The sequence below is a fragment of the Hydrogenophaga taeniospiralis CCUG 15921 genome (assembly GCF_001592305.1).
Classification (GTDB): Bacteria; Pseudomonadota; Gammaproteobacteria; order Burkholderiales; family Burkholderiaceae_C; genus Hydrogenophaga; species Hydrogenophaga taeniospiralis.
In genome coordinates this window covers 89297-115234 of the sequence record NZ_BCWR01000021.1, presented here as the reverse complement: position 1 = coordinate 115234, position 25938 = coordinate 89297, and the positions used below count along the sequence as shown (strand labels likewise).

Annotated in this window: 28 protein-coding genes and 1 pseudogene; 20 read left to right on the top strand and 9 right to left on the bottom strand. The window is 64.4% G+C overall.

All coding sequences use genetic code 11. The features are described 5' to 3' along the window. Positions 1-199: 199 nt before the first annotated feature. Entirely contained in the window at positions 200-610 is a 411-nt protein-coding gene (locus HTA01S_RS26300; RefSeq protein WP_084236477.1) for a nuclear transport factor 2 family protein, read from the top strand. 353 nt (positions 611-963) lie between these two features. Here HTA01S_RS26300 and HTA01S_RS24960 read toward each other — a convergent pair. Next, positions 964-1186: pseudogene (locus tag HTA01S_RS24960) on the bottom strand (IS110 family transposase); the annotation flags it as partial. A gap of 134 nt (positions 1187-1320) precedes the next feature. Here HTA01S_RS24960 and HTA01S_RS22465 point away from each other — a divergent pair. From HTA01S_RS22465 to HTA01S_RS25780, 16 genes are all read left to right on the top strand, one after another. Continuing rightward, positions 1321-1947 (top strand): LysE family translocator, encoded by a 627-nt coding sequence (locus HTA01S_RS22465; protein WP_068175465.1) that lies wholly within the window; start codon positions 1321-1323, stop codon positions 1945-1947. 98 nt (positions 1948-2045) lie between these two features. After that, the gene (locus HTA01S_RS22460; protein WP_068175463.1) at positions 2046-2747 is read left to right on the top strand and encodes a class I SAM-dependent methyltransferase; all 702 of its coding nucleotides are present in this window, start codon (positions 2046-2048) and stop codon (positions 2745-2747) included. Between the two features lie 475 nt (positions 2748-3222). After that, positions 3223-4017: a GntR family transcriptional regulator gene (locus HTA01S_RS22455; RefSeq protein WP_218017379.1), complete on the top strand. Its 795-nt coding sequence runs from the start codon at positions 3223-3225 to the stop codon at positions 4015-4017. Between the two features lie 40 nt (positions 4018-4057). After that, positions 4058-5794 (top strand): fumarate reductase/succinate dehydrogenase flavoprotein subunit, encoded by a 1737-nt coding sequence (locus tag HTA01S_RS22450; RefSeq protein WP_068175459.1) that lies wholly within the window; start codon positions 4058-4060, stop codon positions 5792-5794. A 29-nt stretch (positions 5795-5823) separates the two neighbouring features. Continuing rightward, positions 5824-6057, top strand: coding sequence for a 4Fe-4S dicluster domain-containing protein (locus HTA01S_RS22445; RefSeq protein ID WP_056273822.1), 234 nt, complete (start codon positions 5824-5826; stop codon positions 6055-6057). Positions 6058-6059: 2 nt separating this feature from the next. Then, entirely contained in the window at positions 6060-7037 is a 978-nt protein-coding gene (locus tag HTA01S_RS22440; RefSeq protein ID WP_068175457.1) for a HEAT repeat domain-containing protein, read from the top strand. Then, entirely contained in the window at positions 7034-7363 is a 330-nt protein-coding gene (gene fdxA, locus HTA01S_RS22435; RefSeq protein WP_068175455.1) for a ferredoxin FdxA, read from the top strand. The genes HTA01S_RS22440 and fdxA overlap by 4 nt, the downstream gene beginning before the upstream one ends. A 66-nt stretch (positions 7364-7429) precedes the next feature. Further along, positions 7430-8917 (top strand): ABC transporter substrate-binding protein, encoded by a 1488-nt coding sequence (locus tag HTA01S_RS22430; RefSeq protein WP_245638178.1) that lies wholly within the window; start codon positions 7430-7432, stop codon positions 8915-8917. 3 nt (positions 8918-8920) lie between these two features. Then, positions 8921-9916, top strand: coding sequence for an ABC transporter permease (locus HTA01S_RS22425; protein ID WP_245638177.1), 996 nt, complete (start codon positions 8921-8923; stop codon positions 9914-9916). Next, positions 9913-10797, top strand: coding sequence for an ABC transporter ATP-binding protein (locus tag HTA01S_RS22420; protein WP_157572237.1), 885 nt, complete (start codon positions 9913-9915; stop codon positions 10795-10797). Before HTA01S_RS22425 ends, HTA01S_RS22420 begins: the two co-directional genes overlap by 4 nt. 61 nt (positions 10798-10858) lie before the next feature. After that, positions 10859-11179, top strand: a complete 321-nt coding sequence (locus HTA01S_RS22415; RefSeq protein WP_068175451.1) for a DUF971 domain-containing protein — start codon at positions 10859-10861, stop codon at positions 11177-11179. Next, complete coding sequence (locus HTA01S_RS22410; protein WP_068175449.1) at positions 11176-11949, top strand: ferredoxin--NADP reductase; 774 nt, start codon at positions 11176-11178, stop codon at positions 11947-11949. The genes HTA01S_RS22415 and HTA01S_RS22410 overlap by 4 nt, the downstream gene beginning before the upstream one ends. Before the next feature lie 122 nt (positions 11950-12071). Beyond that, positions 12072-13097 carry a YeiH family protein gene (locus HTA01S_RS22405; protein ID WP_245638176.1) on the top strand — a complete coding sequence of 342 codons (1026 nt, stop codon included), beginning with the start codon at positions 12072-12074 and terminating at the stop codon, positions 13095-13097. Positions 13098-13255: 158 nt separating this feature from the next. Beyond that, the gene (locus HTA01S_RS22400; protein WP_068175447.1) at positions 13256-13687 is read left to right on the top strand and encodes a GNAT family N-acetyltransferase; all 432 of its coding nucleotides are present in this window, start codon (positions 13256-13258) and stop codon (positions 13685-13687) included. A 138-nt stretch (positions 13688-13825) separates the two neighbouring features. Then, complete coding sequence (locus HTA01S_RS25445) at positions 13826-14218, top strand: hypothetical protein (RefSeq protein ID WP_157572236.1); 393 nt, start codon at positions 13826-13828, stop codon at positions 14216-14218. A 19-nt stretch (positions 14219-14237) separates the two neighbouring features. Beyond that, positions 14238-15137 (top strand): GNAT family N-acetyltransferase, encoded by a 900-nt coding sequence (locus HTA01S_RS25780; RefSeq protein WP_218017378.1) that lies wholly within the window; start codon positions 14238-14240, stop codon positions 15135-15137. A gap of 42 nt (positions 15138-15179) precedes the next feature. On the opposite strand, the gene HTA01S_RS22390 is transcribed toward HTA01S_RS25780, so the two are convergent. Next, a complete protein-coding gene (locus tag HTA01S_RS22390; RefSeq protein WP_068175445.1) occupies positions 15180-16184 on the bottom strand; it encodes a zinc-dependent alcohol dehydrogenase family protein in 1005 nt (334 codons plus the stop codon). A 93-nt stretch (positions 16185-16277) separates the two neighbouring features. On the opposite strand from HTA01S_RS22390, the gene HTA01S_RS22385 reads away from it, so the two are divergent. Both HTA01S_RS22385 and HTA01S_RS22380 read left to right on the top strand, forming a co-directional pair. Next, positions 16278-17156: a LysR family transcriptional regulator gene (locus HTA01S_RS22385; protein WP_068175444.1), complete on the top strand. Its 879-nt coding sequence runs from the start codon at positions 16278-16280 to the stop codon at positions 17154-17156. 124 nt (positions 17157-17280) lie between these two features. Further along, on the top strand, positions 17281-18501 hold the full coding sequence (locus HTA01S_RS22380) for a cation:proton antiporter (protein WP_068175442.1): 1221 nt from the start codon (positions 17281-17283) through the stop codon (positions 18499-18501). A 25-nt stretch (positions 18502-18526) separates the two neighbouring features. Here HTA01S_RS22380 and HTA01S_RS22375 read toward each other — a convergent pair whose 3' ends face one another. The 3 genes from HTA01S_RS22375 to HTA01S_RS22365 form a co-directional block, all read right to left on the bottom strand. Continuing rightward, on the bottom strand, positions 18527-18820 hold the full coding sequence (locus HTA01S_RS22375; RefSeq protein WP_068175440.1) for a hypothetical protein: 294 nt from the start codon (positions 18818-18820) through the stop codon (positions 18527-18529). Between the two features lie 12 nt (positions 18821-18832). Further along, positions 18833-20095: a phosphoglycerate dehydrogenase gene (serA, locus tag HTA01S_RS22370; RefSeq protein ID WP_068175438.1), complete on the bottom strand. Its 1263-nt coding sequence runs from the start codon at positions 20093-20095 to the stop codon at positions 18833-18835. Between the two features lie 73 nt (positions 20096-20168). Next, positions 20169-21314 carry an HPP family protein gene (locus HTA01S_RS22365; RefSeq protein ID WP_068175435.1) on the bottom strand — a complete coding sequence of 382 codons (1146 nt, stop codon included), beginning with the start codon at positions 21312-21314 and terminating at the stop codon, positions 20169-20171. A 366-nt stretch (positions 21315-21680) separates the two neighbouring features. On the opposite strand from HTA01S_RS22365, the gene HTA01S_RS22360 reads away from it, so the two are divergent. Further along, on the top strand, positions 21681-21980 hold the full coding sequence (locus tag HTA01S_RS22360) for a hypothetical protein (protein WP_068175434.1): 300 nt from the start codon (positions 21681-21683) through the stop codon (positions 21978-21980). Between the two features lie 51 nt (positions 21981-22031). Here the strand turns inward: HTA01S_RS22360 and HTA01S_RS22355 are convergent, their stop codons facing one another. The 4 genes from HTA01S_RS22355 to ntrB form a co-directional block, all read right to left on the bottom strand. After that, complete coding sequence (locus HTA01S_RS22355) at positions 22032-22325, bottom strand: hypothetical protein (RefSeq protein ID WP_068175432.1); 294 nt, start codon at positions 22323-22325, stop codon at positions 22032-22034. A 157-nt stretch (positions 22326-22482) separates the two neighbouring features. Beyond that, on the bottom strand, positions 22483-23697 hold the full coding sequence (locus tag HTA01S_RS22350) for an MFS transporter (RefSeq protein WP_068175430.1): 1215 nt from the start codon (positions 23695-23697) through the stop codon (positions 22483-22485). A 432-nt stretch (positions 23698-24129) separates the two neighbouring features. Beyond that, the gene (locus HTA01S_RS22345; RefSeq protein WP_068175428.1) at positions 24130-24942 is read right to left on the bottom strand and encodes an ABC transporter ATP-binding protein; all 813 of its coding nucleotides are present in this window, start codon (positions 24940-24942) and stop codon (positions 24130-24132) included. Continuing rightward, positions 24939-25877 carry a nitrate ABC transporter permease gene (gene ntrB / locus HTA01S_RS22340; protein ID WP_068175476.1) on the bottom strand — a complete coding sequence of 313 codons (939 nt, stop codon included), beginning with the start codon at positions 25875-25877 and terminating at the stop codon, positions 24939-24941. The genes HTA01S_RS22345 and ntrB overlap by 4 nt, the downstream gene beginning before the upstream one ends. Between the last annotated feature and the right edge of the window lie 61 nt (positions 25878-25938).

Here is a 25938-nt window from a genome sequence, read left to right as displayed (position 1 = left end):
GTAGCAGACATCTTGCTCCGAACCCCGAACCTGTCATTGCAAACCCGGCGGGATTCTGTGGGCATAAATGAAAGCTATAGTGCGAATACCGGATGCGCTTATGAGATTCGTTGAGTAAGGGCTCGGCCACCAGCAGCAGCGGACCGATGGCGACTACATCAAAGTTGGGCAACCCATTTTCATTCTATCGGTAACACAAATGCCTGCACATATCCAAAATTCCTCTCACGAAACTGAATGCGAGACACTTCGCTCAACCGAGCGACGTCGCCTTGCGGCGCTGGTTGGTGGGAAGGTCGAAGAAGCGATGTCGCTTCACCGCTCAGACTTTCAATTGATTACTCCTGTCGGCATGGCTCTCTCCAGGGAACAATACCTTGGCGCAATCTCCGCCGGTGTGCTCAAGTACCACGCATGGGATCCCGCGCAAATCGAAGTACGTTTAAGCGAGTCGGTCGCTATTCTCCGCTATCGATCCAGCATGGAAGTCACATTTGGGTCGCACCACGTCCCGCGAACTGACTACTGGCACACCGATTTCTATGAAAGAGCCAACGGCACATGGCAAGTTGTGTGGTCCCAAGCTACAGAGGTGCGGAATATCGGTTAGAGATCGATCGTGCATTTGCAGCGCGGGTTACCCAACCCTTCATATATGGACTCCCCCACAAGGGCAAGAAACTGATTAATGGTGTGGCTGTTGGGGAATCGCCTGCAGTCGTATATCCGGCATCTGAGGTGGACTCTGTCGTGGTCCGTGCCAGCATGGAATCTGCGGGAGCGTCGCGCCAAATAATACAAGCGGCAGGCAAGCTGCAGGAAGAGTTATCGGCGTCAGACGCTCTGGGGTGTGCCCGGTTGGCCATGTGGGTCAATCAATCTCGTCGCAAGCGGCGTGGGTGGAACAAAAGGGCCAGCCACTCAGGCCGGCATTACAAAGCTCTCTCGGGTGATCTTTCTGTTCAGTCGCACGGTGTGACCGAACTGTTGAAGCTCGCGCACCCAATGGTGGGCGCCAGAACAAGCCTCCATGCCGATCGGGCAGGGTGGTAGCGAGGCGATGAGTTCAATCAGTTTGGCGCGCGGCACAACTGGGGCACACCAGCGTGGGCTTGCCTGACTCATCCACGCCGTGGATGGCAAACACGTTCTTTGCCAGATCGAGGCCAACGGATACGATGGTCATGGACTTCCCCTTCCACAAAAACGAGTGAGTTGATGAGAGATCACACTTCCCTTCGTGGCACTTGGATGCTGTACCCCGCAACTGCGCGGACCACCCGGGACTGAGAAGTCCCTTTCATTCGTTAGGCCTGCCCCATGCCTGAAACCCTCCTCCTGTTCGCCCTCGTCGCATTCATTGGCATCGCAACGCCTGGCCCCACCGTGCTGCTCGCGCTCACAAACGGCTCCCGCCTTGGCGTCCGAGCGTCGGTCCCCGGCATGTTCGGCGCTGTGTTGTCCGACTTCGTCCTCATCGGCGCTGTGGCACTTGGCCTCGGCGCCCTGCTCGCCGCTTCAGAGTTCTGGTTCTCGGTCGTCAAGTGGGTTGGTGTCGCGTACTTGGCATATCTGGGCCTGCGCCTCTTGCGATCCACCGGATCCCTTGCACTTCCATCGGAAGAGAGTGAAACCCTTGCGCCCAGCCGGCGTGCCGTCTTCCTCCGCAGCCTGCTCGTCGCAGTGACGAATCCGAAGGGGTACCTCTTCTTCTCAGCATTCCTGCCGCAGTTCATCGTTCCCACGGAGCCCCAGTGGCCGCAGTACTCGGCACTCGCAGTCACCTTCGCAACCATCGATTTCGCCGTCATGCTCGGCTATGCGTGCGCCGGGGCCCAGGCAATGAAGGTGCTTCGAGCAAAAGGCGCGCTCTGGCTGGAGAGAGTATGTGGTGGTGCCCTGCTCGCGTTGGCCGGCTCTCTGGCCCTGTACCGAAAGCAGGCCTAACCCTTTCCGTTCCTTCGTATTCCGCTTGAGCGGCCGGTCAACGGAATGGCGCCCTGGCCGCCGCTCAGCTCAAAGCACCACCAACAACCTGACTCGCAATGGATAAATCGCAACTCGAAACCACCTTTGACCAGCAGTCGTCAACATACGACCAGCAGTGGGTCAAGCTGGCAGCGTTCCGAGACGGCATCCATGTCTTGGTCGCGGCGCTCTTCAGCCGCTTGCCTCGGGATGCTCGCATTCTTTGCGTGGGCGCAGGGACCGGAGCCGAGATTCACTACTTGGCCGAACGGTTCCCTGACTGGACGTTCGTCGCAGTTGAGCCCTCATCTGGAATGGTCAGTGCTGCAGAGATGCGGGCTGAACAGAATGGCTACAGGAGCCGCTGCGTGTTCCACAACGGGTACTTGGATTCGTTGTCCGAAAGCGGGCAGTTTGACGGCGCCACTTGCTTTCTGGTGTCGCAGTTCATTCTGGACACCGACGAAAGGACAAGGTTCTTCGGCCAGATCGCAGCCCGTCTGAGAGATGGTGGCATCCTGGCCTCATCTGACCTGGCCGCAGACACCAGCGCCGGGAGCTACGGTGGCCTTCTGGAGGTGTGGCTGAAAACCATGGCGTCGGCAGATCTCTCGCCTCAGCGAATACAGCAGATGCGCGACGCGTACGCGCGTGACGTGTCGATCCTGCCTCCGCCCCATGTAGAGCGCCTCATTGAAGCGGGCGGATTCGGGTCACCGGTGCAGTTCTATCAGGCTGGGCTCATTCACGGCTGGTATGCCATGCGGGCAGCACGTTGACGCCCAGCCTTTCGCCCGAGCGGAGAGCCACCGGCATGGCGCCTGGCATTGGGCGCGCCACGGATGCCGATGGAAGAATCCCCTTCCGCAGTGGCTTTGCCACTCCTGCTCAGGGGTGGAGCTCTGGCGAAAGCATCCTCACACTTGAGATGTAGGCTGGCCCTCTCGCGCGCCAGGGCCTGCTGCTGTTCTCGCCGAAGTAGGGCGGTCTTGCATTGGTGCCGGTAATCAAGTGGCCCGCCTGACTGCCTAAAGCCCGCATCCCGTGCCCCAAGTGCGCGATCCCTGTGCATTCCCGCTGCGGATGCACCGGGCTTGGGCCAGCCGTGCACCAGCAGCGCAGCGTTGGTGACTTTTATCGACGCTTTGGGCCGGGATATCGCACCAATGGGCCTCAAACCGGCTTGAATCGGGTTGGCATGCTGTTTGCTCATCATGACTTGTCATAACGAGTTATCAGGAAGTGAGCAAAAACATGGCCTCCAACGGTTTACGCGCTGTCGTCACGAATCTGCCTTTGCCCCGTCCGGTGGACGAAATTCAGCCGTCGTCGCCCACGCCGCTGTACGAGCAGATCAAGGAAATCTTGCGCGCTCGTGTGCTTGATGGCACCTACAAGCCCCATGAGCAGATGCCTTCCGAGAGCGAAATGATGGCGGCCTTCAGTGTCAGCCGCATCACGGTGCGCCAGGCCTTGAGCGACCTGCAGAACGAAGGCCTGGTGTTCCGCATCCACGGCAAGGGCACCTTCGTGGCCAAGCCCAAGGCGTTTCAAGACCTGGGCAAGCTGCAGGGGTTCGGCGAGGCCATGCGCCAGATGGGCTACGAGACGTTTGCGCGCGTGGTGTCCATGCGCACGGTGCTGCCTTCGGCCCAGGTGCAGGAGCGCCTGCAACTGACCAAGCGGGCCAAAGTTACCGAGCTGCAGCGCCTGCGCTTTCTTAACCGCGAGCCGATCTCGCTGGACATCACCTACCTGCCGGTGGCCATCGGCGCGCGCCTGGCCAAGGAAGACCTCGCGAGTCGCGACGTCTTCGTGATCCTGGAAAACGACTATGGCATGTCGCTGGGCCATGCCGACCTGCAGATCGGCTCCACGCTGGCCGATGAGCGCCTGGCCGGGCAACTGCAGGTGGAAGAGGGCTCGCCGGTGCTGGTGATCGAGCGGACCACCCACACCAGCGACGGCACCCCCATCGACTACGAGCACCTCTATTACCGCGGCGACGCCTTTCAGTACAAGGTGCGCGTCGATCGCGTCCCGCTCTGACGCCTCAACCCCCTCCCCGTGAAGAACCCGAAAGGTCTGTATGAAAACCATCGAACTTGAGTACGACATTGTGGTGATCGGTGGCGGCACCGGCGGCCCCATGGCCGCGGTGAAAGCCAAGGAAAAAAATCCCAGGCTGCGCGTGCTGCTGCTGGACAAGGCCAACGTGAAACGCAGCGGCGCGATCTCCATGGGCATGGATGGCCTGAACAACGCGGTGATTCCCGGCCACGCCACGCCCGAGCAATACACCAAGGAGATCACGGTGGCCAACGACGGCATCGTGGACCAGAAGGGGGTGTACGCCTACGCGGCCAACAGCTTCGCAATGATCGAAGAGCTGGACAAATGGGGCATCAAGTTCGAGAAGGACGAAACCGGCGACTACGCCGTGCGCAAGGTGCACCACATCGGCAGCTACGTGCTGCCCATGCCCGAAGGCCACCACATGAAGCGCGTGCTCTACCGCCAGCTGAAGAAGGCGCGTGTGGAGATCACCAACCGCGTGGTGGCCACCCGGCTGCTCACCGGTGCCGGTGGCGAGATCACGGGGGTGATGGGCTTTGACTGCCGCACTGCGGACTTCTACGTCATCAAGGCCAAGGCCGTGGTGATCTGCACCGGCGCCGCTGGCCGCCTGGGGCTGCCGGCTTCGGGCTACATGTTCGGCACCTATGAGAACCCGACCAACACCGGCGAAGGCCATGTGATGGCTTACCACGCCGGCGCTGAGCTCACCAACCTCGAGTGCTTCCAGATCAACCCGCTGATCAAGGACTACAACGGCCCGGCCTGTGCCTATGTGACCGGCCCGTTCGGGGGCTACACCTCGAACAACGCGGGCGAGCGCTTCATCGAGTGCGACTACTGGAGCGGCCAGATGATGATGGAGTTCTTCAACGAACTCGAAGGCGGCAAGGGCCCGGTGTTCCTCAAGCTCGACCATCTGGCCGAAGAAACCATCAGCGAGATCGAGCACATCCTGCACACCAACGAGCGGCCCAGCCGCGGCCGCTTCCACGAAGGGCGCGGCACGGACTACCGCAAGGCCATGATCGAGATGCACATCTCCGAGATCGGCTTCTGCAGCGGCCACAGCGCCTCCGGCATCTGGACCAACGAGCGTGGCGAGTGCTCCATCCCCGGCCTGTACGCGGCGGGCGACTGCGCCAGCATTCCGCACAACTACATGCTGGGCGCCTTCGTCTACGGCAAGTTCTGCGGTGAGAACGCCGCCGACTACGTGGCCGGTGCCAGCGATCCGCGCATCGATCAGGACCGTGTGCAGGCGGAGCGTGAGCGCGTCGCGGCACCGCTGTCGCGCAGCGAAGGGCCCACGCCCTTCCAGGTCGAATACAAGACCCGCCGCGTGGTCAACGACTACCTGCAGCCACCCAAGGTCACCCGCAAGATGGAGATCGGCCTGCAGCGTTTCGACGAGATCCGCGAAGACCTGGACCACATGGTGGCGGCGGACCCGCACGAGCTCATGCGCGCCATGGAGGCCCACACCATCCGCGACTGCGCCGAACTGGCCGCGCGCGCCTCGTTGTTCCGTACCGAAAGCCGCTGGGGCCTGTACCACCTGTGCGTGGATCACCCGGAAAAGGACGATCAGAACTGGTTCTGCCACACCAACGTCACCAGCGACGGCAACGGCAACGCCAGGTTCCGCAAGCGTGAGGTGGAGCCCTACGTGGTCGAACTCAACGACCAGGAGAAGGTGGCCTACCAGCGCCTTCGCGTGGCCAGCCCGGCCACCGCCAAAGCCGCCTGAACCGCATCACCCACCGAAAGGCCATCCCCATGACCATCACCACCACCCGAACCCAGGCACCGGTTGTCGTTGACGACGACAAGTGCATTGCCGACAAGGGCTGCACCGTCTGCGTCGACGTCTGTCCGCTCGATGTGCTCGCCATCGACCTGGTGAAGAACAAGGCGTTCATGAAGTTCGACGAATGCTGGTACTGCATGCCTTGCGAGAAGGACTGCCCCACCGGCGCCGTGCACGTGAACATTCCCTATCTGGTGAGGTGAGCATGAGTCAGATCCTTCACCAGAGCATCCGCCAGCGCCTGCAAGACAGCGACCCGGGCGTGCGCCGTGTCGCCGTGCTTGAACTCCCGTACACGGACGAGGAAGACGACGTGGCACCCCTGCTCACGGCTGCGCTCGGCGACAGCAGTCCGCTGGTGCGGCTGGAGGCCGCCAAGGCGCTCGAAGGCCATGAGGACATGGATGTGCTGACGGCCCTGGTGCCTCTGCTCAAAGACAGCGACGCCGATGTGCGCGCGGCGGTGGCCTACACCCTGGCCGAGTTGAAGGAGCCCGCTTCGGCCGGCCCCATCCTGCCGTACCTGGTGGATGCCGATCCGGGCGTCAAGGCGGCGGCCCTGCATGCCGTGAAGGCCCTGCGGGTGGACGAGGCCTTCGAGCCCGCGCTGCAGGCACTGAGCGACGCGGACCCCGCGGTGCGGCGCGAAGCCGTGGGCGTGCTGGGTTACCTCAAACGGCCCCAGGCCATTGCGGATCTCACCCAGATAGCCGCGCACGATCCAGAGCCTGAAGTGCGGCGGGTGGCGGTGGGGGCGCTGGGTTATGCCGGTGAATCCACCGCCGTGAGCGTGCACCCGGCGCTCAGCCGCGCCCTGGTCGACAGCGCCTGGCAGGTGCGTGAAGAAGCCGCCACCACCTTTGCCAAGACCCGTTCCACGCTGGGCGTGCCCGACCTCATCCGCGCCATGGACGACGCCTACTGGCAGGTGCGCGTGAAGGCCGCGCGCAGCCTGGGCAAGCTCAAGGCCACGATGGCGGTTCAGGTGCTGAGTGAGGCCACCACCCACGCCGTAAGCAACCTGCGCAAGGAAGCGGTGATCGCGCTGGGCGAGATCGGCGACACCCGCGCCATTGCGCCGCTGGAGCGCGCCTTGAAAGACAGCGATCCCGACGTGCGCAAGCTGGCCAAGCTCGCCCTCACGTCGATCCAGATGAACGGCAACCCGGGAGCTGCGTCATGACCCACGTCGTCACCGAAGCCTGCATTGGCTGCAAATACACGGACTGCGTGGCGGTGTGCCCGGTGGACTGTTTTCACGAGGGGCCGAACTTCCTCGTGATCGACCCCGACGCCTGCATCGACTGCGGCGTCTGCATTCCCGAGTGCCCGGTGGAGGCGATTCTGGAAGAGAAAGATTTGAGCCCCGACCAGTTGGAGTACGTGGCGCTGAACGCAGCGCTGGCACCCAAGTGGCCTGTGATCACCACCACACAAGAGCCCCTGCCCGATGCGGCGCAATGGGCCGAGCGCAAAGACAAGCGCAGTCTGCTGAGCGAAACCGCCTGAGCCCCACGCTCAAGGCCACACCCCGACCCCCCTTGTTTGAATCAATCAACCCACCTGGAGGTTCTCATGACTGCTATCACCCGCACCCCACGGCCCCCCTGGTTCTTCCACCTCTTGATCCCCGCGATGTGGCTGTCGCTGGCTCTGGCCCTGTTGCCTTCGGTCTCGCAGGCACAGGCCAAGAAAGAAGTCACGATCGGCATCGGCACGCAGAACACGACCACCAACACCGTCACCGGTGGCATCGTGCTCAAGGAGCTCAAGCTGCTGGAAAAACACCTGCCAAAAACCGGCAAGTACGCCAACATCACCTGGAAGCTCGACTGGCAGAACTTCACCTCCGGCCCGCCGGTCACCAATGGCATGGTGGCCAACAAGCTGCAGATCGGGATGATGGGCGACTACCCGCTGCTGGTGAACGGCGCCACCGGGCAGCAGAACCGGGGCAATGAAACCCAGCTGGTGGCCATCATTGCCTACAACGCTTTCGGTTCGGGCAACGGCGTGGTGGTGCACAAGGACAGCCCTTACTACGAGCTGGCCGACCTCAAGGGCAAGACGGTGTCCGTGCCTTTTGGCTCGGCGGCACACGGGATGATGTTGCAGGCCTTGCAGGAACGCGGCTGGCCCAACGACTACTGGAACCTGGTGAGCCAGAGCCCCGAGGTGGGCACCACCAACCTGCAGGAAAAGAAGATCGACGCGCACGGCGACTTCGTGCCCTTCGCCGACCTGCTGCCCTACCGCGGTTTCGCCCGCAAGATCTTTGACGGCGCGCAGACCAAGGTGCCCACCTTCCACGGTGTGGTGGTGCGCAAGGATTTCGCCGACGCCTACCCCGAGGCCGTGGTGGCCTACATCAAGGCCTTGATGGAGGCCAACGACTGGGTGCGCAAGAACCCGAGCATGGCGATGCAGAAGGTGGAGGAGTGGACCAAGATCGAGAAGGAAGTGGGCTACATGTTCCTCGGCCCGAACGGCATCCACACCCTTGACCCGACCATCAAACCACGCTGGCTTGAGACCATCAAGCTCGCGCACGGTGTGCTGTCCAAGCTGGGCCGCGTGAAGGAGTTCGACCTCAATGCCTGGGTCAACGAGACCTATGTGCGCCAGGCTTTCAAGGAGCGCGGCGAAGACTACGACGCGCAGAAGCAGACGCTGGCCAACTACGACATCGCGGGCCGCGACCCCATCTGCAACCGCATGGTGACCCACCCCAAGGATGCGGGTGAGATCTGGCTCGATGGCGCGGGCCTGGTTCCCGTGAGCTCACCGGCCTGCCTGCTGGCGGGGGTGCGGCAGTACCAGGCCGACGGCAAGAAGGTCTCGGTGGCCTACTTGTTCGACAAGACGCTGGGCATCAAGCTGTTTGCCGACAAAGCCTTCTACTCGGTCAACCTCAGCAACCCCAAAGCCCCTGCGGTGGTGCCCTTTCTGCTGAAGAAGGACGCCGAGGCCTTTGCTGCGAAAAACGGCGGCAAGCTGGCCACGTACGACGAAGCTCTCGCGCTGGCGATGCCCGCCAGCGACGTGGCCATGAGCGGGAAGTAGGCCATGCGCGCAGCCTCCTTGCTTGACGTGAGCCGTGACCGCATGGCTTACCTGCCCGACAACCCCAGCCCGCTCGCGCGCCCCGCAGAGACACCGGACGCGCCGGCCGCCAAGACCCCGGTGGCTGCGTTGAGCAGTGTGAAGAGCCAGGCCGCGTCCGGCAGCGGTGTGGGTGCAAAGGCCCCGGGCATGGCCTTTCTGGTGGCCTGCGTGCGGGACCAGATGCGCGGCTGGATCATGGCCGCGATCTCCATCGGCAGCGTGTTGCTGGCCTGGCACCTGGCCACGCACTACCGGCTCGACTTCTATGTGCGCTTCGGCAACATCCCCAGCCCGGCGGAGGTGTTCGCCAAGGTGATCGAGGTCAACCAGTCCACCACCTTCGTCACCAACATCGGCATCAGCGTGCGCCGCATCCTCTATGGCTTTGCCATTGCGGCGGTGCTCGGTATCGGCCTGGGCCTGTTGATCGGTCGCTACCGGTGGTTCCGCCAGATCAGCATGCCGGCGCTGGAGGTGTTCCGCCCGATCCCGGCCATTGCCTGGGTGCCCATGTCCATCATGCTGTGGCCGAGCAACGAGGTCAGCATCGTGTTCATCACCTTCCTCGGTGCGTTCTTCCCCATCTTGCTCAACAGCATCCATGGGGTGGAAGCGATCGACCCGGTGTTGCTGCGCGCCGCCCGCTCGCTGGGGGCGCGAGAACCCACGCTGCTGTTTGAGGTGGTGTTGCCCGCTGCCTTGCCGCACATCTTCACCGGCCTGGCCGTGGGCATGGGGGTGGCCTGGGTGTCGTTGATTGCGGCGGAAATGATCTCGGGGCAGTTCGGCATCGGCTACTTCACCTGGGAGGCGTATTCGCTCATCTCCTACCCCGAAATCGCGCTGGGCATGATCACCATCGGCATCCTGGGCTTGCTGTGCAGCAGCGCGATCCGCCTGACCTCGCGCCTTGCCATGCCCTGGCAGGCATCGGCTTCACCGGGAGAGCGTTCATGAGCGCCGTGATGTCCCCACCCGAAGTGGCGGTGCGCGGCCTGGTGGAAATGCAGGACGTGTCCATCCAGTTCAAGGTCAAGGGCGCGGCGGTCCAGGCGGTGGACTCGGTCTCCATCCATGTGCAGCCCGGTGAATTCGTCTCGCTCATCGGCCCTTCGGGGTGCGGCAAGTCGAGCCTGCTCAACGTGGCGGCGGGGTTCGTGCAGCCCAGTGCGGGCGAGGCCCGGCTGGACGGCGCGCGCATCGAGGAGCCCGGCGCCGACCGCGGCGTGGTGTTTCAGCAGTACTCGCTGTTTCCCTGGATGACGGTGCGCAAGAACGTCGAGTTCGGCATGAAGATCCAGGGCGTGTCGCGCACCGCGCGCGAAACCCGTGCGCGCACCTTGCTGGGGCTGGCGGGCCTGCTGCATTTCGAGAACCACTACCCCGATCAGCTCTCGGGCGGCATGAAGCAGCGCGTGGGCATCGTGCGGGCGCTCTCAACGAGCCCGCAGGTGTTGCTGATGGACGAGCCCTTCGGTGCGCTGGATTCTCAGACCCGGGTGGTGATGCAGGAGATCCTCACCAACATGTGGCAGCGCCTGCGCATCTCGGTGCTGTTCATCACCCACGACATCGACGAAGCGATCTTCCTGTCGGACCGCATCTACGTGATGACGGCACGCCCGGGCCGCGTGAAGTCCGAGATCGTGGTGCCCTTGCCCCGGCCGCGCACGCCCGAGATGACGGCCACGCCCGAGTTCGCCGCCCTGGTGAAGACCATCAAGGGGCTGATTCGCGAAGAGAGCCTGGCCGCCATGGGGGGCGACCTCATGGAAGGCGGCCTGGCCGGTCTCAGCGTGGAGATGGGGCCCCAGGGCGTGGGAGGGTCCATCGAATGAGCGCCGCTCGGCCGTTCCGAAGGCGCTCAGCCCCGCAGTGCGCAGCACGGAGGGTTGTCCTATGAGCGCAGATGTCGTGCACCCGGTGGACATCGTTCACCACGAGGCGTCGGGTCGGCTTGATATTGGCTGGAGCGACGGCCTGCAGGCCTCCATGAGCTCACGCGCCTTGCGTTGTGCCTGCCGCTGCGCCGCGTGCGTGAAGCTGCGGCGCGACGGCCTTGGTCCCACCTCACCCGCCACCACCCGCATGACCGAGCTGCACCCGGTGGGCGAGTTTGGCCTGCAGCTGTGTTTTGACGATGGCCACGACCGCGGCATCTACCCCTGGCCCTACCTGCGCGAACTCTCTTCGACCCTTCAACCGGAAGCCCGACCATGAGCAATCTGTTCGAAGCCCAGGTGCTGACGGTTCACCACTGGACCGACCGCCTGTTCTCCTTCACCACCACCCGCGACCCGGGTTTCCGCTACCAGAGCGGCCAGTTCGCCATGATCGGCCTCATGGTCGACGGCAGGCCCTTGCTGCGCGCGTACAGCATGGTGAGCCCGCACTACGAAGAGACGCTGGAGTTCCTGAGCATCAAGGTGCCCGATGGGCCGCTCACCTCGCGCCTGCAGCACATCCAGGTGGGTGACACGGTGCTGGTCGGCCGCAAGGCCTCGGGCACGCTGCTCACCCAGAACCTTACGCCGGGCCGCCACCTCTACCTGCTGTCCACCGGCACGGGCCTGGCGCCGTTCATGAGTGTGATCCGTGACCCTGACGTGTACGAGCTGTTCGACAAGATCGTGCTGGTGCACGGCTGCCGGCAGGTGAACGAGCTCGCTTACGAGCACCTGATCACCCACGAACTGCCCCGCAACGAATGGTTTGGCGAGCAGGCGCGGGCCAAGCTGCTGTACTACCCCACGGTCACGCGCGAGGCGTTTCGCCATCAGGGGCGCATCCCCACGCTGCTGGAAACCGGTCGCCTTCCGCACGACCTGGGCCTGCCGCCATTGAGCACATCAGACGACCGTTTCATGCTCTGCGGCAGCCCGGAAATGCTGCGCGACACGCGCGACCTGCTCGACAAACTGGGCCTGCGCGAAGGCAACATGAGCCAGCCCGGGCAGTACGTGATCGAACGCGCTTTTGTGGAGAAATGAAACACCCCCGCGGCGCTTCGCGCCACCCCCTCAAGGGGGCGGCACTGGCCGTCCGGCAAAGCCGGCCCGGCGGTGCCCTTGGATGGCGCCGCTTCATGCGGTCCGGGTGGCGCTCCGGCACCATGGAAACCTGGAACGCGCACTCAAGCCGCTTGGTGGAACTCTGGCCTGGCGTGGCCTTGTGTGTGGTGATTGCGCTGGCCGCTGCGCTCGTGTCCAACAAACACGGCGGCCCGCCCATGCTGTACGGCCTGCTCATGGGGGCGGCCTTTCACTACCAGAGCCACGACCCGCGCACGGCACCCGGTGTGGATGCGTGCATGCGCGTGGTGCTGCGGCTGGGCATTGGTTTGCTGGGCGCGCGCATCACGGTCGGGCAGATTCAAAGCCTGGGCTGGGCCACCGGCCTCATCGTGGCCCTGGCGGTGATCAGTACCGTGTTGTGCGGTGTGCTGGCGGCGCGCTGGTTGCGGCTGTCGTGGAGCATGGGCCTGCTCGCCGGTGGCGCCACCGCCATTTGCGGGGCCGCCGCAGCGCTGGCCATTGCGGCCGTGCTGCCGAAAGACGAACACCGCGAGAGCAACACCTTGAGCGCGGTGGTGCTCGCCACCGTGCTGTCCACCGTGGCCATGCTGCTCTACCCGCTGGTGGCCAGTGCGCTGGGGCTGCCGCCCCTGTGGGCCGGCGTCTTTCTGGGCGGCACCATCCACGACGTGGCCCAGGTGGTGGTGGCCGGCTATTCGCTGGGCCAGGAGGCCGGGGATACGGCGTCCATCGTCAAGCTGCTTCGGGTGGGTCTGCTGGTGGTCGTGGTCATGGCCATCTCGGTGGTTGTTCGTAAGCGCCCCTCACAGACCGCAGCCGTGCCGCCCACGCGCAGGTTCAAGCTCCCGGTGCCGGGCTTTCTGGTGCTGTTCGTGGGTCTGGTGGGTGTTCATTCGGCCGGCTGGATGTCGACCAGTCTGCAACTGAGCCTGGGCGAAAGCTCGCGCGCCTGCCTGATGGTGGGGGTGACCGCGCTGGGCATGAAAACCTCGCTGGGCGGCCTGGCCCGAACCGGGTGGCGCCCCACGGTGCTGATGCTCGCCACGAGCCTCTGGATCGCTCTGTTCGTGTTGGGCGCCATCGAGGTGGCGATGCAACTCTAGGGCGGCAACACGCCTGTTTCGAAGGGTGGATTCAAGTCTGGAATGCAGCGCCTGCCAACGGGTAAGGTCTGCAGCTGCCCAGTAGCCGCGCCAAGGCCTGGGCTACGATCCACCGGCAATGCGCCAGACTTGAATTCACCCCTTCACAGGAGCCCAACGTGCCACTCATCTGGTCCTATTCCATCGACGGTCTCGACTGGAATGAACTCGCTGCGCTGTATGACGCAGCGCCACTCGGCAGCAAAAATCCGAGCGGCCTGAAGACCGCGTTCACGAACAGCATGTTCAAGTGTTTCGTCTACGAAGATGAAAAGCTCGTTGGCGTCGGGCGGGCGCTGGCCGATGGCGTCGACTGCTCATACATCTGCGACGTCGCGCTGCTGCCCAGCCATCAAGGTCTGGGTCTCGGCAAACAGATCGTGGCCAAACTGGTGGAGCTGTCCAGAGGGCACAAGAAAATCATTCTCTACTCGGTGCCCGGCAAAGAGTCGTTCTACAAGAAGCTGGGGTTCAAGCGCATGAGCACGGCAATGGCCATCTTCGAGGATCAGGCCGGGGCCCAGGAGCGCGGGTATGTCAATGAAACCTAGTTTTGTTCTTGAGCTGGTTTCGTAAAGATGTGCATATGCACAAATTTAAAGTCAATGTTTTTTCGTATGTGGTGAAAATTTTGATTGGGATGGATTCCCGATATCGATAATTGATAATTTCCTCAAATAAAAATTTATATGTCTACAGTGATAGGTATGCTTCCTCTTATTTTGACAGTTGTGCTTTTTGCCAGCTTTGTCAAGCTTGCGGCTTTTGTTCTTCGTCGCACCACAGTGACTTGGAGACACACTTTTATTTTCTCGTTAATGATCTTTTTCCTCGCTGCAGCGGGCTATTTTTCGGGCCTCTCGTTGGGAGGTTTTTTTCCGCCTGTTATGGCGTTTTTGATTGGCCTTGGAGTCAACTTGTTTGTTGGGGCTTGGTTTTTCTCTGGCAGAGCGACCCGTGCGGATGGCAACAAGGTGGGTTGGCTGGGAGGGGTCAAACTTGTTGGCGTGTCTTATGCACTCATGCTGCTTGTCTCCGTGCCAGTGCTTTTGCTGGTAGGTGTCTTGCTCCCGGCACCTTAGTCATTGAATTTCTCAAAGAATGTTTGAGCTCAAGCGCGAGAGCTTTCAGTTGGTGCCGGCAATTGCCGTGCAAATTTCGCGTTACGTCACCGATGACCAACCTGGTTGGGTTGAATGCCATCTGATGGATTCCAGTGGTCTGCTTCATACATTCATTGAAAAAGCTCCCGTCGTCAGTCCCGAAAACCTGTCGATCAACAGCAACTATCCACGCCCGGGATTCATTGACTGCCATATCGAAGCGGAATGGACGAACGAGGCGGGGCGGGCGCTGTCTCGCGTTAACACCGAGGTCCCGTGGGGTGTGGCGTCCACTGCCGGGCTGACGCGCTTCACGCTGTTCTCGTCGGATGTGGTTCGCGGCGATCCTTGGGCAATGCAGATCGACCACGCCCAAGCCGAGGACGCGCACGCCGTCGCGGAGATCCACGTCAACGCCTGGCGTGCGGCTTACGCGTCGATTCTTTCCGCCGAATACCTGGCGTCGCTTTCTGTCGAGCAGCGCGAAGCCATGTGGCGCAAGTGCATCGCCGCTGAGGAGCCCGAGTTGCTCGTGTCAAAGCGCCATGGCGCCGTGGTGGGTTGGTTGTCGTTCGGTGCCAGCCGGGGCGAAGGAGCCCCGCTGTCAGAGGCGGAGGTTTGGGCGCTGTACGTGGCGCCGGAATGCTGGTCCACGGGCGCCGGCCGGCAACTCTGGCTTCGGGCCCGTGAGCTGATGCGCGATCGCGGTTTCACCACCTGCAGCCTGTGGGTGTTTCCCCAGAACGAACGCGCCATCCGCTTCTACCGCGCGGCCGGTTTTGTGGCGGATGCGCGGCCTGCCCAGGCGTTCGAGTTGGGTGGGCGACAGCTCCAGGAAGTGCGCTACGTCTGTAGGTTGGACGACGCAGGCAACGGGGAACAGGCTGCACCTCCATAGGCAGCCATGCCGCACCGGTTCAGGGGTGTGGCCCCCAAGGCATCAATGCGCGATGGCGATCTTTCCGACATGCCGGCCACCGGCACTGAGCTCGGCATAGGCTGCGCTGGTTTCGTCGATGCCGAACGTCCGGTCGATGACCGGCACGATGCGGTTGGCCGCGATGGCGCGAGCCGCTTGCGCCAGGTCGGCGACCGAGCCGGTGTTGTTGCCGACGATGCGCAAGGCCTTGACGATGATCGGCAACAGGTCGATGGAGGAGGTGGTGCCGGTGATGAAGCCCACCGTGAATACGGTGCCTCCCATGGCCGCTGCGTTGAGTGAGCGCACGATGGTCTGCCCGCCCACCGTTTCCACCACCAGATCAGCGCCACGGCCTTCGGTGAGTCTCAACACCTCTTCATCCCAAGCTGGCGTGGCGCGGTAGTTGATCAGGTGGTCGGCGCCCAGTTGGCGTGCGCGTTCCAGCTTCTCATCGGACGACGACGCGAGGATCACCGTGGCACCCGATGCTTTGGCGAACTGCAAGGCAAAGATGCTGACCCCGCCGGTACCCAACAGCACCACGACAGACCCGGGGCGTGTCGAGGCCGAGCGCACGGCATTCCAGGCGGTCGTCGCGGCGATGGGCAGCGCCGCACCCTGGACGAAATCCAGATGCGCGGGCAGCGCCACCAAGCTGGCGGCTGGCACGGCCACGTACTCCGCCAGCGACCCTGGCAGGGTGACGCCACGCATGGCGGCGACGTTGGACGGCGTGATCGCCCCACCTTGCCAGTTCGGCATGAAATGCGGGATCACTCGGTCGCCCACGGACCAACCGCTGACGCCTTCGCCCAGGGCGGCAACTTCGCCCGCGCCATCGGTGACGGGAATCATCGGGAAGCCAGCGCCGGGGAAATGGCCCGTGGCGATGGCCACGTCCACGAAGTTCAGCGCAGCGGCACGCAGGCGGACCAGCACTTCGCCGTGGCGGGGCTTCGGGTCGGGCAGTTCGGTGGGGCGGAACGCGGTGAGGGAGGGGGCGGTGAGTTCTATGGCTTTCATGGGGTTCTCTGGAATGGAAGACCGCAGTTTGATTTAGAACAAAAAATAGATAAACTTCATTTTTATTGATTCATTTGAAATCAAGGGTTGTCAATGGACTTGTTGGACAGCATGCGGGTGTATGTCCTGGCCGTCGAGAAAGGCAGCTTGAGTGCCGCCGCCACGGCTTGCGACATCTCAGCGACGATGGCGGGCAACCACCTGCGTACGCTGGAAAAGCGCCTGGGCATGCAACTGCTCCAGCGAACCACCAGACGCCAGAACCTCACCGCTTTCGGTGAGGACTACTACGTCCGCTGCAAGGAAATCCTTCGGCTGGTGGCCGAGACCGATGCGCAGGCGCAGAACCTGCAATTGGCGCCCGCAGGAAAGCTTCGAATCACCGCGCCTGTGACCTTCGGCACCGAAGCCTTGATGCCGGCTTTGTCGGTGTACCTGGAGCGCTACCCCGAGGTCAGCGTCGATGTGACGCTGTGCGACCGCGTGGTGGATTTCGTGGAGGAAGGGGTCGAAGCGGCCATCCGCATCGGCCAGTTGCCGGATTCGGCGCTGATCGCCCAGTCGTTGGCACCCTACAGGCTGATGATCTGTGCCTCGCCCGACTACCTGGCGCGCAGGGGCACACCGGCCAAGCCCGAAGACCTCAGCGCGCACGATTGCCTGTCCTTCAGCCCCGCTGCATTGACCAGTTGGCGGCTGGAGAACGGCGATGGCTCATGGCGCATTCCGGTCTCGGGGCGCCTGCAGGTCAACCACGGGCAGGCGCTGCGGGTCGCTGCTTTGCACGGCATGGGCATCGTGTTGCAGCCGGCGATATTGCTGGAGGCCGACGTCCAGGCGGGGCGTTTGGTGCGGTTGTTGCCCGCGTATGAACTCCCCAGCCGGCCGATGAGCGTGGTCTATTTGCAGGATCGGTATCGCTCGCCCAAGCTGCGCAGCTTCGTGGACTTCATGGTGGAGCGGTTTGGCTAGGATGAAGTCGGCGGGCGCCACCAGCGAGACCTGGTTCCTTGCCGTTTAGACTGCCTCCAGCACGCGGAAGAACCCGCAGCGGTCGCTGCCTTCCCATCCGTTCCGCCGTCAACCAGGGAGCCAGATGCAAATACTCACAAGCTTGTTGACGCTGATCGTGCTGGCGAGGGTGCTTGGGCACCTGTTCACACGCTGGGGTCAGCCGGCCATCGTCGGCGAGATGATGGCGGGCATCGTGCTCGGGCCGGCGGTGTTGGGGTTTGTCGCACCGAATCCGGCGCTGTCGGGCATCGCGTCGCTGGCGATCTTCCTGGTCGTGCTCGACGCTGGCCTGGAGATGAGTTTCAAGGACGTGCAGGCTGCCATGCGCGGCCGCGGCTTCGTCGTCGCCGTGGTCGCTTTTTTTCTGCCCTTTGGCGCCGGTGCTGCGGTGGCCTGGGCCTTCGACCAGGACCTGATGCGCACCATCTTCCTGGGGCTGTGCATCTCCATCACCGCGATGCCCGTGGCAGTGAAGATGCTCGACGAACTGGGCTTGCTGCAAACGGCCATCGGGCGCTATTCGGTGTCCACGGCCGTCATCAACGACATCCTCGCGCTGTTCATTCTGGGCGTGTTGCTGGCGCTGCCGGCGCAGTCCAGCTGGGCGGCGATCTTCGCCACCGGTGGGGTGGTGACGCTCAAGCTGCTGGTGCTGACCCTGGCGGTGCTCGGCCTCAATGCGCTGCTCAACCTGCTGCACCGGCGTGGTGTCGAGGTGTCGGCCGGGCCGGAGAAGCTGGCCGCGATGTTCGGGCCCGAGGCCGTGTTCGGCATCGTGATCGTCTTTGTGCTGGCCTTCGGTTCGCTCAGCGAGAGTCTGGGTTTCCACTTCGTCATCGGGGCGTTCTTCGCGGCCTTGCTGCTGGACAAGCGCCAATTCGTGGCCGCGCGTTATGACGACCTGCGGCGCACTCTCAGCTCGATCACGGGCGGGTTCCTCGCGCCGGTGTTCTTCGCTTATCTTGGGCTGGAGTTTCAGATCTCGGCTTTGGCCGATGTCGGTTTCGTTGCCGCCGTGCTGTTCGCCGCCATCGCATCGAAGGTGCTGGCGGGCTGGCTGGGCGGGCGCGCCATCGGCATGTCCAGCCGCGAGGCGTTGGGCCTGGGCTTCATCCTCAATGGTCGGGGTGCGATGGAACTGGTGGTGGCGAGCATCGCGCTGGAGCGCGGCTTCATCAATCAGGGCATGTTTTCGGTGCTGGTGCTGATGGGCGTGGTGACCACGCTGCTGGCCCCCATCTCGTTCAACGCCATCGTGGACCAGAAGATGCGGGAGCGGTACCGCGAGACCGGCCTGCTATGAGGTCGTGCGCGGACCCAACAGGCGCTCAACCCGCCTGCATCGGCTGGTACCGGTCCGCACGATCCACCAGGTTGCGCATCTGCCCGGCCGCGTGCAGGGTGAGCGCGTGGGGCGTGTAGCCCGGCCGGGGTGAGATGTAGCCGGCCATCTCGCGTGCCAGGGCCTGCTGCTGGGGCGTGGCGTCGGCCAGCAGGGCGACGACCATGTTTTCCAGCGCGATCACGCGCATGCGCAGCTGCACCAGCTCGGTGTTGGTCAGGGCCGGCTCGTCACTGGGCGTGGGCTGCGCGGGGGCGGTGGGGTGCAACGGCTTGGGCATGAAGGGTTCCTTTCAAAACAGCACGCGGCTGCGCAGCGTGCCGGGCACGCGTGCGAGTTCGGCCAGCGCCAGCTCGGAGTGCGCGGCGTCGATGTCCATCACCACGTAGCCCACGTCTTCGCGTGTTTGCAGATACTGCGCCGAAATGTTGATTCCGTGGTCGGAAAAGACGCGGTTGATGCCCGAGAGCACGCCGGGCACGTTGCGGTGGATGTGCAGCAGGCGGTGTTTGCCGGGGTGGGCGGGCAGGGCCACTTCGGGGAAGTTGACGGCCGAGGTGGAGGTGCCGTTGTCGCTGTACTTCACGAGCTTTTCCGCCACCTCGATGCCGATGTTTTCCTGCGCCTCCAGCGTGGAGCCACCGATGTGCGGCGTGAGGATCACGTTGTCCAGGCCGCGCAGGGGCGATTCGAACACGTCCTTGTTGCTGTGCGGCTCTTCGGGGAACACGTCGATGGCGGCGCCGAGCAGGGCCTGGTTGTGCAGCGCGCTGGCCAGCGCGTCCACCTGCACCACGGTGCCGCGCGAGGCGTTGATGAGCACCGCGCTGGGCTTCATGCGCGCGAGTTGCGCCGCGCCGATCATCCATTGCGTGGCGGGCGTTTCGGGCACGTGCAGGCTCACCACGTCGGCGGTGGCCATCAGCTCGTCCAGGCTGGTGAGCGGCCTGGCGTTGCCCAGCGGCAGCTTGGTCGCCACGTCAAAGAACACCACGTGCATGCCCAGCGCTTCGGCCAGCACAGAGAGCTGCGTGCCGATGGCGCCGTAACCCACGATGCCCAGCGTCTTGCCGCGGATCTCGAACGAGTTGCTGGCCGACTTCAGCCAGCCACCGCGATGCGCCACGGCGTTCTTCTCGGGGATGCCGCGCATCAGCAAAATGGCCTCGGCCAGCACCAGCTCGGCCACCGAGCGGGTGTTGGAAAACGGCGCGTTGAACACGGCGATGCCGCGCTCGCGCGCTGCGGCCAGGTCCACCTGATTGGTGCCGATGCAGAAACAGCCCACGGCGGCGAGACGCTGGGCGTGGCTCAGCACCTTGGCGGTGAGCTGGGTGCGCGAGCGGATGCCGACGAAATGCGCGTCCGCGATCTTGGCGAGCAGTTGATCGTCGGGCAGGGCGCCGGGCAGGCTTTCGATCTGGCTGTAGCCCGCCGCGCGCAGCACGCTGACAGCCGAGGGGTGGATGCCCTCCAGCAACAGGAAGCGGATCTTGTGCTTGTCGATGGAGGTCTTGGGGCCGGGCTGTGCGGGGGTTGTGGTGGTGGCGTTCATAGTTGACAAATATAGTCGGATATGGGGCCTAGGGCCAATTTCGCGGCCTTCATCCCCGGCCGGCGCGGGGAATTCATGGCGGGCCAACGGCCGGGCCGGCAGGGGTCATGAACAGGGCGGCCACCAGGTCCGACTGCGTGACCATGCCCACCAGACGGTCCTGCGCGTCGAGCACGGGCATGTGGTGCAGGCCGCCATCGGAGAACCCGCGCACCAGGTCGGCGATGGCCTGTTCGGGGCGGGCAGTGCGCACCTTGCGCGTCATGATGTCTTCGACCCGGCGCGCGGTGTTCATGCGCGGCACGCGGCTGGGCGCCGGCGCGCTCTGGCCGATGAAAAAGTCGTGCAGCGACACGATGCCCACCAGATGCTGCTCGGCGTCCACCACGGGCAGCGCCTTGATCTTGTGGTGCGCCAGGCGAGCCCAGGCTTCGTCCACCGAATCGCCGGGGCCCACGCTCACCACGTCGCGCGACATGATGTCCTGGCAGCGCACGCCGTTCCAGTGGCGGCGCTGCGCATGCATCTGCGCGCGGGTCATGATTTCTTCCAGGTCGTCGCGGTCGATGTCGAGCAGCTCGCCGAACGAGGCGAGCGCGGCGTCCAGGTCTTCCTTGGTGTGGCCCACGCGCTGGGTGGGCAGGGGGTCGCGCGTGTCGTGGGGGCGGCTCCGGGCCACGCCGTGGTGCGGGTAGCTGCGTCCCATGGCGTTGTTGAACAGCAGGGCCAGCAACAGCATGACGGCCGAATCGGCGGCCACCGGCCAGAGCGCGAAACCAAAGCCGAGTTCGTGGATCGCCGGGCCGCCCAGCACGGCGGTGAGCGCCACCGCGCCGCCGGGCGGGTGCAGGCAGCGCAGCGCGAACATGGCCGCCACGGCGCCTGTGCCCGCCACCGCGGCGGCCAGGCCCGTGGAGCCCAGCCACTGGTGGCAGGCCACGCCGATCAGCGCCGAGAGCACGTTGCCGCCAACGATGGACCAGGGCTGCGCCAGCGGGCTGGCCGGCACCGCGAACAGCAGCACCGCCGAAGCGCCCATGGGCGCGATGAACCAGACGCTGGACGTGCCCAGCACGTGGCGGCTGAGCCAGTCGGTGCACAGCAGCCCCAGGCCCACGCCCAGGCTGCTGAGCCAGAGCTCGCCGCGGCCAATGGCCAGCGGGGCCGGGTAGAACGAGCGCAGCCAGCGCAGCGCGGGGTTCACGCGCGGCCTTTCCATGCGCCGGGGCCGGGCTGCGCCTCGGGGGTGGTGATGGAAGGATGGGGGCGGACGTGGGTGGCCATGCGGCAGCGCCGTGTTGAAAACTCGGGGGGGGGGCTGTGGGGGGGGCGCCGTGCCGCTTCGTTGCGGTGCGGGCCGGGTGGGGCGGTCAACCGCGTGGCGCGGTGAGTGGCCAGTTTAAGCCGCCCCGCGCTGGCTTGCCGGGCCCGGGTTTTTGCCCCTGCGCGGGCCGGTGGGCGTTGCCGTGGCGCGCCGCTGTGTCGTGGGCCAGGCCTTGCCGTTCAGTAGAATCGCCGGCCCCGACGATCCGTCTGCGCGTGCGTGTGCACCGCCTCGTCTCTCGCTACAACCACAGGAAATCCCATGCGTTATTCGGTCTCCCACCACAAGCTCAACCTGGTGCTCGCGGCCCACGGGCTGAAACCCGGTGATGCCGGCGGCATCGACAAGCTCTTTGGTGGTCAGGACGGCTACTACTGGTTCGGCACCCTGCGCGACCTCTGCCCGCCGGGCAAGACCATCACCTGGGAAAGTCAGTACGAGATGGTCGACACCATCCAGGCGCACGAAAACGCCACGGCCCTGGAAGACGAGATGAAGCCGCAAGTCCCCAGCGCGGCGAACATTGCGGCGTTGTCCAAGCTGCTGGGCGACCCGATCTGAGTCAGGCGCTGCGCGCGCGCCCCTTCGGCCCCTCGGCAATGGCGCTGCGGTTCAGCGCAGCCGGCCGATGTAGGTGTTGTGTGGGGTGGCGGGTGGCTCTGCGGCGGGTGGTGGGCTGGCCGTTGCGGTCGGCGACGGCGTGGCGGTGGGTCTGCTCAGGCCCATGGCCTGCTGCAGCTGCAGGCCCACGAGCAACAGCTCTTCGTCTTCGGTGTTCAGTGTGAGCGCCAGGCACTCACGGGCATAGGCCGCGTCTTCCACGAACCGCATCACATCGAAGGGCCTGCCTTGCCGCCCGGACAGCTTGCGGAACTTGGCGAGCAGTTGCAGCGTTGCTGGATTCATGTGAACTCCCGGTTTTCGTGGTTGGAGCTGAATGGGGACGCGGCCAGGTGCGCCACGTCCTCTTGGTTGCGCAGATCACGCGCTTCGCGCGCGGCCTCCCTTTTTAGCTTCGCTGAAAGTTCGGCCAGGTGCTGGCGCACCTTGTCTGCTGCGCAGATCACGCGCTTCGCGCGCGGCCTCCCTTTTCCGCCCAAGTTCTGGTCCAGCGAACTTGCATCTTGCGCATCACGGCCAGCATGAGCAGTGAGAACACCGCCATCACGATGAAACCGGTGAGGAAGCTGTCGGTGTGCTGTTTGGACTGGCCCATCATGGCCGGCACCAGGCCACCGCCCAGGGCGCCGATCTCGCCGATCATGGAGCCGGCCACCGCGGTGGAGGTGGGCCAGCGCAGCGGTACCAGTTGGAACAGCGCGCCGTTGCCCGCGCCCAGCGCGGCGAAACAGACGATCAGCAGCAGCGTGGTCAGCACGATGGAGTGGGCCGACAGGCCCACGCCCACCAGCGCCACCGACACCACCACCAGCACCACGGTCAGCGTGTTCACGCCCCCCCAATGGTCGGAGATCCAGCCGCCGAAGATGCGCACCACCGAGCCCATCAGCGCGGCCAGCATGGTGAGCTGACCGGCCTGCACCTTGCTCACGCCGAACTGGTCGTAGTAGTAGGTGGGCAAGAAGGTGGTGATGCCGATGAAGCCGCCGAAGGTGACGATGTAGATCAGGCTGAACACCCAGCCGTCTTTTTCCAGCAGGCAGTCCAGGTGCTGGCGCAGGCCGGCGTGCTGGTCGCGGTCGGGTGGTTCCTTGGCCATGAAGGCCACCACCAGCATGGGCACCAGCGAGGCGATGGCCGCGAAGCTGTACACCGTCTGCCAGCCATAGGCCTGCGCCAGCGGCGGGGCCAGCAGCGCGGCGATGGCGGTGCCGCCGTTGCCCGCACCGACGAGACCCATGGCCAGGCCCTTGTATTTGGGCGGGTACCAGCCCGAGCCCAGCGACATGGCCACGCCGAAACTCGCGCCCGCCACGCCCAGCAGCAGGGCCATCTTGAGCATGTCGTCGTAGCTGCTCACGAAGAAGTAGCCGTACGACATGGTGAAGCAGATCAGCGCCAGCTCGACCAGGGTCGCCGTCTTGCGGCCCACGTACTGCGCCAGCAGGCCGAGCGGAAACCGCATGATCGCGCCGGCAACGATGGGGATGGACAGCAGCAGGCCCTTCTGGGCCGGCGTGAGGTTGAACTCTTCGCTGATGAAGGGCGCCATGGCGCCGTTCATGACCCAGATCACGAACGAGAACGTGAGGTAGAAGAACGCTGCAAACAGCGTCGGTGTGTGCCCGCTTTTCAGGAACGTACGGAAGCCCGCCATGGCGTGGACCTTTTGTGAGAGAGGGTGGGGAATTGAAACCCATGCCGCGGCCCCGCTGCCAGACGGCAGGGTGCCAGGGATGGGGCGCTGTTGATCGCCCAGAGCGGGCGACTCGAAGCATCGAGCAAGGCCTTCGTTAGCCTTGTGCACTTTTCAGCAAATTCCATGCCCGATCCCGGAGCGTTTCAAGGGGTGCGGGTCGCTCGCTGTGCACCAAGCTTGTGTCGCGAGGAGCAAGCGGCGCAAAAAAAAGGGGCATGCCCGAAAGCATGCCCCTTTTTGGGTTGGGTGGAGAGCGGCCTGCAGATCGGTTGCGGGGTGGTGCTTCCGGCGTGAAATGCCTTTCCCAGGATGCGGTGGAACCGGCTTCGCCGGGCCACACGCATCGCCACCAGGAGGGGGTCGCGCGAAGCGCGGCAGGGGTGGGGCAATTCAGGCTACCTTCTCCACATGCGCCTGGCGCGTGTAGAGGAAGTCGATCACGGCCTTGCGGTACTGCTGGTACTGTGCATCGTCGGCCAGGGCCACGCGCTTGCGTGGGCGCGGCAGCTCCACCGTCAGCACTTCGCCGATGGTGGCGGCGGGACCATTGGTCAGCATCACGATCTTGTCGGACAGCAGCACGGCCTCGTCCACGTCGTGCGTGACCATCACCACGGTGGCCTGTGTGGCGGCCACGATCTCCAGCAGCTCGTCCTGCAGCTTGGCGCGGGTGAGGGCGTCGAGCGCGCCGAAAGGCTCGTCCATCAGCAGCACCTTGGGTTCCATCGACAGCGCCCGGGCAATGCCCACGCGCTGCTTCATGCCGCCGGAGATTTCGCCGGGGCGCTTCTGCGCCGCGGCGGTCAGGCCCACCAGAGCCAGCGCGGACTCGGTGCGGGCCTTGAGCTGGGCCTTGCTTTCGGTGGCGGCGAACACGCGCTCCACGGCGAGGTAGACGTTCTCGAAGCAGGTCAGCCAGGGCAGCAGCGAGTGGTTCTGGAACACCACCGCGCGCTCCGGGCCGGGGCCGGCGATCTCGCGGTCGGCGCAGAGCAGCACGCCATGGGAGGGCGTGGTCAGGCCGGCGATCAGGTTGAGCAGGGTGGACTTGCCGCAACCCGAGTGGCCGATGAGCGTGACGAATTCGCCCTTGGCCACGGTCAGGTTGATGTCCTTGAGCGCGGGGAACAGGCCCTTCTTGGTCTTGAAGGTCTGCTCGACGTGCTGGATGTCGATGTACTTGGTGGGGCTGGAGTTGCTCATGCTTTCACCTCTTCAAACGTAAACAGGGTGGCGAGTTTGATCAGGGCGAATTCGAGCAGCAGGCCGACGATGCCGATGACGAAGATCGCGATGATGATGCTGGAGACGTTGAGGTTGTTCCACTCGTCCCAGACCCAGAAGCCGATGCCCACGCCGCCGGTCAGCATCTCGGCCGCGACGATCACCAGCCAGGCCGTGCCCACCGCCAGGCGCACACCGGTCAGCAGGTAGGGCAGCACGGCGGGGAACAGGATCTTGGTGAAGATCTTCCACTCGCTCAGGTTGAGCACGCGGGCCACGTTCATGTAGTCCTGCGGCACGCGCTGCACGCCCACTGCGGTGTTGATGATCATGGGCCAGATGGAGCAGATGAAGATGGTCCAGATGGCGGCCGGGTCGGCGCCCTTGAACACCAGCAGGCCGATGGGCAACCAGGCCAGTGGCGAGACCGGGCGCAGCAGGCTGATGAGCGGGTTGAACATGCGGCTCAGAAACTCGAAGCGGCCGATGGCGAAACCGGCGGGGATGCCCACCAGCGCCGCCATGCCGAAGCCGATGGCCACGCGCTTGAGCGAAGCCAGCACGTTCCAGCCCACGCCCTGGTCGTTCGGGCCGTTGCTGTAGAACGGATCGGAGAACACCTGCACCGCCTGCGCCCAGGTTTCGGCGGGCTTGGGGATGCCGCTGTTGCTGGTGCTGGCGATCAGTTGCCAGATCAGCACCAGGCAGGCCAGGCCCAGCACGGGCGGCAGCACCGCCATCCAGAAACCGCGGAAATCGCGGCTCGCGGCCGAGGGGCGGCCGCTGGTCGCGGCGGGCTCAGTAGCGGGGGCTTCGGCGTGGGGGACGCTCATGGCTTTTCCAATGGGGCTGGCATGGGACGGGGCGGGCGGCGCGATGGCCTCAAGCGGTGAGTGAAAAACGGCGCTGACCATGGTCAATGTCCTTTCAGTACAAAACTACGAGCGAAGTGCCTTCAATCCAAGAACGCCGCGG

What these genes read in the sequence shown, in the direction of transcription:
- HTA01S_RS22410 (WP_068175449.1), top strand. Translation starts at nt 11,176, where the DNA reads ATGAGCAATCTGTTCGAAGCCCAGGTGCTGACGGTTCACCACTGGACC.
- HTA01S_RS22415 (WP_068175451.1), top strand. Translation starts at nt 10,859, where the DNA reads ATGAGCGCAGATGTCGTGCACCCGGTGGACATCGTTCACCACGAGGCG.
- HTA01S_RS26300 (WP_084236477.1), top strand. Translation starts at nt 200, where the DNA reads ATGCCTGCACATATCCAAAATTCCTCTCACGAAACTGAATGCGAGACA.
- HTA01S_RS22460 (WP_068175463.1), top strand. Translation starts at nt 2,046, where the DNA reads ATGGATAAATCGCAACTCGAAACCACCTTTGACCAGCAGTCGTCAACA.
- HTA01S_RS22380 (WP_068175442.1), top strand. Translation starts at nt 17,281, where the DNA reads ATGCAAATACTCACAAGCTTGTTGACGCTGATCGTGCTGGCGAGGGTG.
- HTA01S_RS22385 (WP_068175444.1), top strand. Translation starts at nt 16,278, where the DNA reads ATGGACTTGTTGGACAGCATGCGGGTGTATGTCCTGGCCGTCGAGAAA.
- serA (WP_068175438.1), bottom strand. Translation starts at nt 20,095, where the DNA reads ATGAACGCCACCACCACAACCCCCGCACAGCCCGGCCCCAAGACCTCC.
- HTA01S_RS22450 (WP_068175459.1), top strand. Translation starts at nt 4,058, where the DNA reads ATGAAAACCATCGAACTTGAGTACGACATTGTGGTGATCGGTGGCGGC.
- HTA01S_RS22445 (WP_056273822.1), top strand. Translation starts at nt 5,824, where the DNA reads ATGACCATCACCACCACCCGAACCCAGGCACCGGTTGTCGTTGACGAC.
- HTA01S_RS22360 (WP_068175434.1), top strand. Translation starts at nt 21,681, where the DNA reads ATGCGTTATTCGGTCTCCCACCACAAGCTCAACCTGGTGCTCGCGGCC.
- HTA01S_RS22375 (WP_068175440.1), bottom strand. Translation starts at nt 18,820, where the DNA reads ATGCCCAAGCCGTTGCACCCCACCGCCCCCGCGCAGCCCACGCCCAGT.
- HTA01S_RS22365 (WP_068175435.1), bottom strand. Translation starts at nt 21,314, where the DNA reads ATGGAAAGGCCGCGCGTGAACCCCGCGCTGCGCTGGCTGCGCTCGTTC.
- HTA01S_RS22430 (WP_245638178.1), top strand. Translation starts at nt 7,430, where the DNA reads ATGACTGCTATCACCCGCACCCCACGGCCCCCCTGGTTCTTCCACCTC.
- ntrB (WP_068175476.1), bottom strand. Translation starts at nt 25,877, where the DNA reads ATGGTCAGCGCCGTTTTTCACTCACCGCTTGAGGCCATCGCGCCGCCC.
- HTA01S_RS25445 (WP_157572236.1), top strand. Translation starts at nt 13,826, where the DNA reads ATGTCTACAGTGATAGGTATGCTTCCTCTTATTTTGACAGTTGTGCTT.
- HTA01S_RS22465 (WP_068175465.1), top strand. Translation starts at nt 1,321, where the DNA reads ATGCCTGAAACCCTCCTCCTGTTCGCCCTCGTCGCATTCATTGGCATC.
- fdxA (WP_068175455.1), top strand. Translation starts at nt 7,034, where the DNA reads ATGACCCACGTCGTCACCGAAGCCTGCATTGGCTGCAAATACACGGAC.
- HTA01S_RS22405 (WP_245638176.1), top strand. Translation starts at nt 12,072, where the DNA reads ATGGAAACCTGGAACGCGCACTCAAGCCGCTTGGTGGAACTCTGGCCT.
- HTA01S_RS22425 (WP_245638177.1), top strand. Translation starts at nt 8,921, where the DNA reads ATGCGCGCAGCCTCCTTGCTTGACGTGAGCCGTGACCGCATGGCTTAC.
- HTA01S_RS22420 (WP_157572237.1), top strand. Translation starts at nt 9,913, where the DNA reads ATGAGCGCCGTGATGTCCCCACCCGAAGTGGCGGTGCGCGGCCTGGTG.
- HTA01S_RS25780 (WP_218017378.1), top strand. Translation starts at nt 14,238, where the DNA reads ATGTTTGAGCTCAAGCGCGAGAGCTTTCAGTTGGTGCCGGCAATTGCC.
- HTA01S_RS22440 (WP_068175457.1), top strand. Translation starts at nt 6,060, where the DNA reads ATGAGTCAGATCCTTCACCAGAGCATCCGCCAGCGCCTGCAAGACAGC.
- HTA01S_RS22350 (WP_068175430.1), bottom strand. Translation starts at nt 23,697, where the DNA reads ATGGCGGGCTTCCGTACGTTCCTGAAAAGCGGGCACACACCGACGCTG.
- HTA01S_RS22355 (WP_068175432.1), bottom strand. Translation starts at nt 22,325, where the DNA reads ATGAATCCAGCAACGCTGCAACTGCTCGCCAAGTTCCGCAAGCTGTCC.
- HTA01S_RS22455 (WP_218017379.1), top strand. Translation starts at nt 3,223, where the DNA reads ATGGCCTCCAACGGTTTACGCGCTGTCGTCACGAATCTGCCTTTGCCC.
- HTA01S_RS22345 (WP_068175428.1), bottom strand. Translation starts at nt 24,942, where the DNA reads ATGAGCAACTCCAGCCCCACCAAGTACATCGACATCCAGCACGTCGAG.
- HTA01S_RS22390 (WP_068175445.1), bottom strand. Translation starts at nt 16,184, where the DNA reads ATGAAAGCCATAGAACTCACCGCCCCCTCCCTCACCGCGTTCCGCCCC.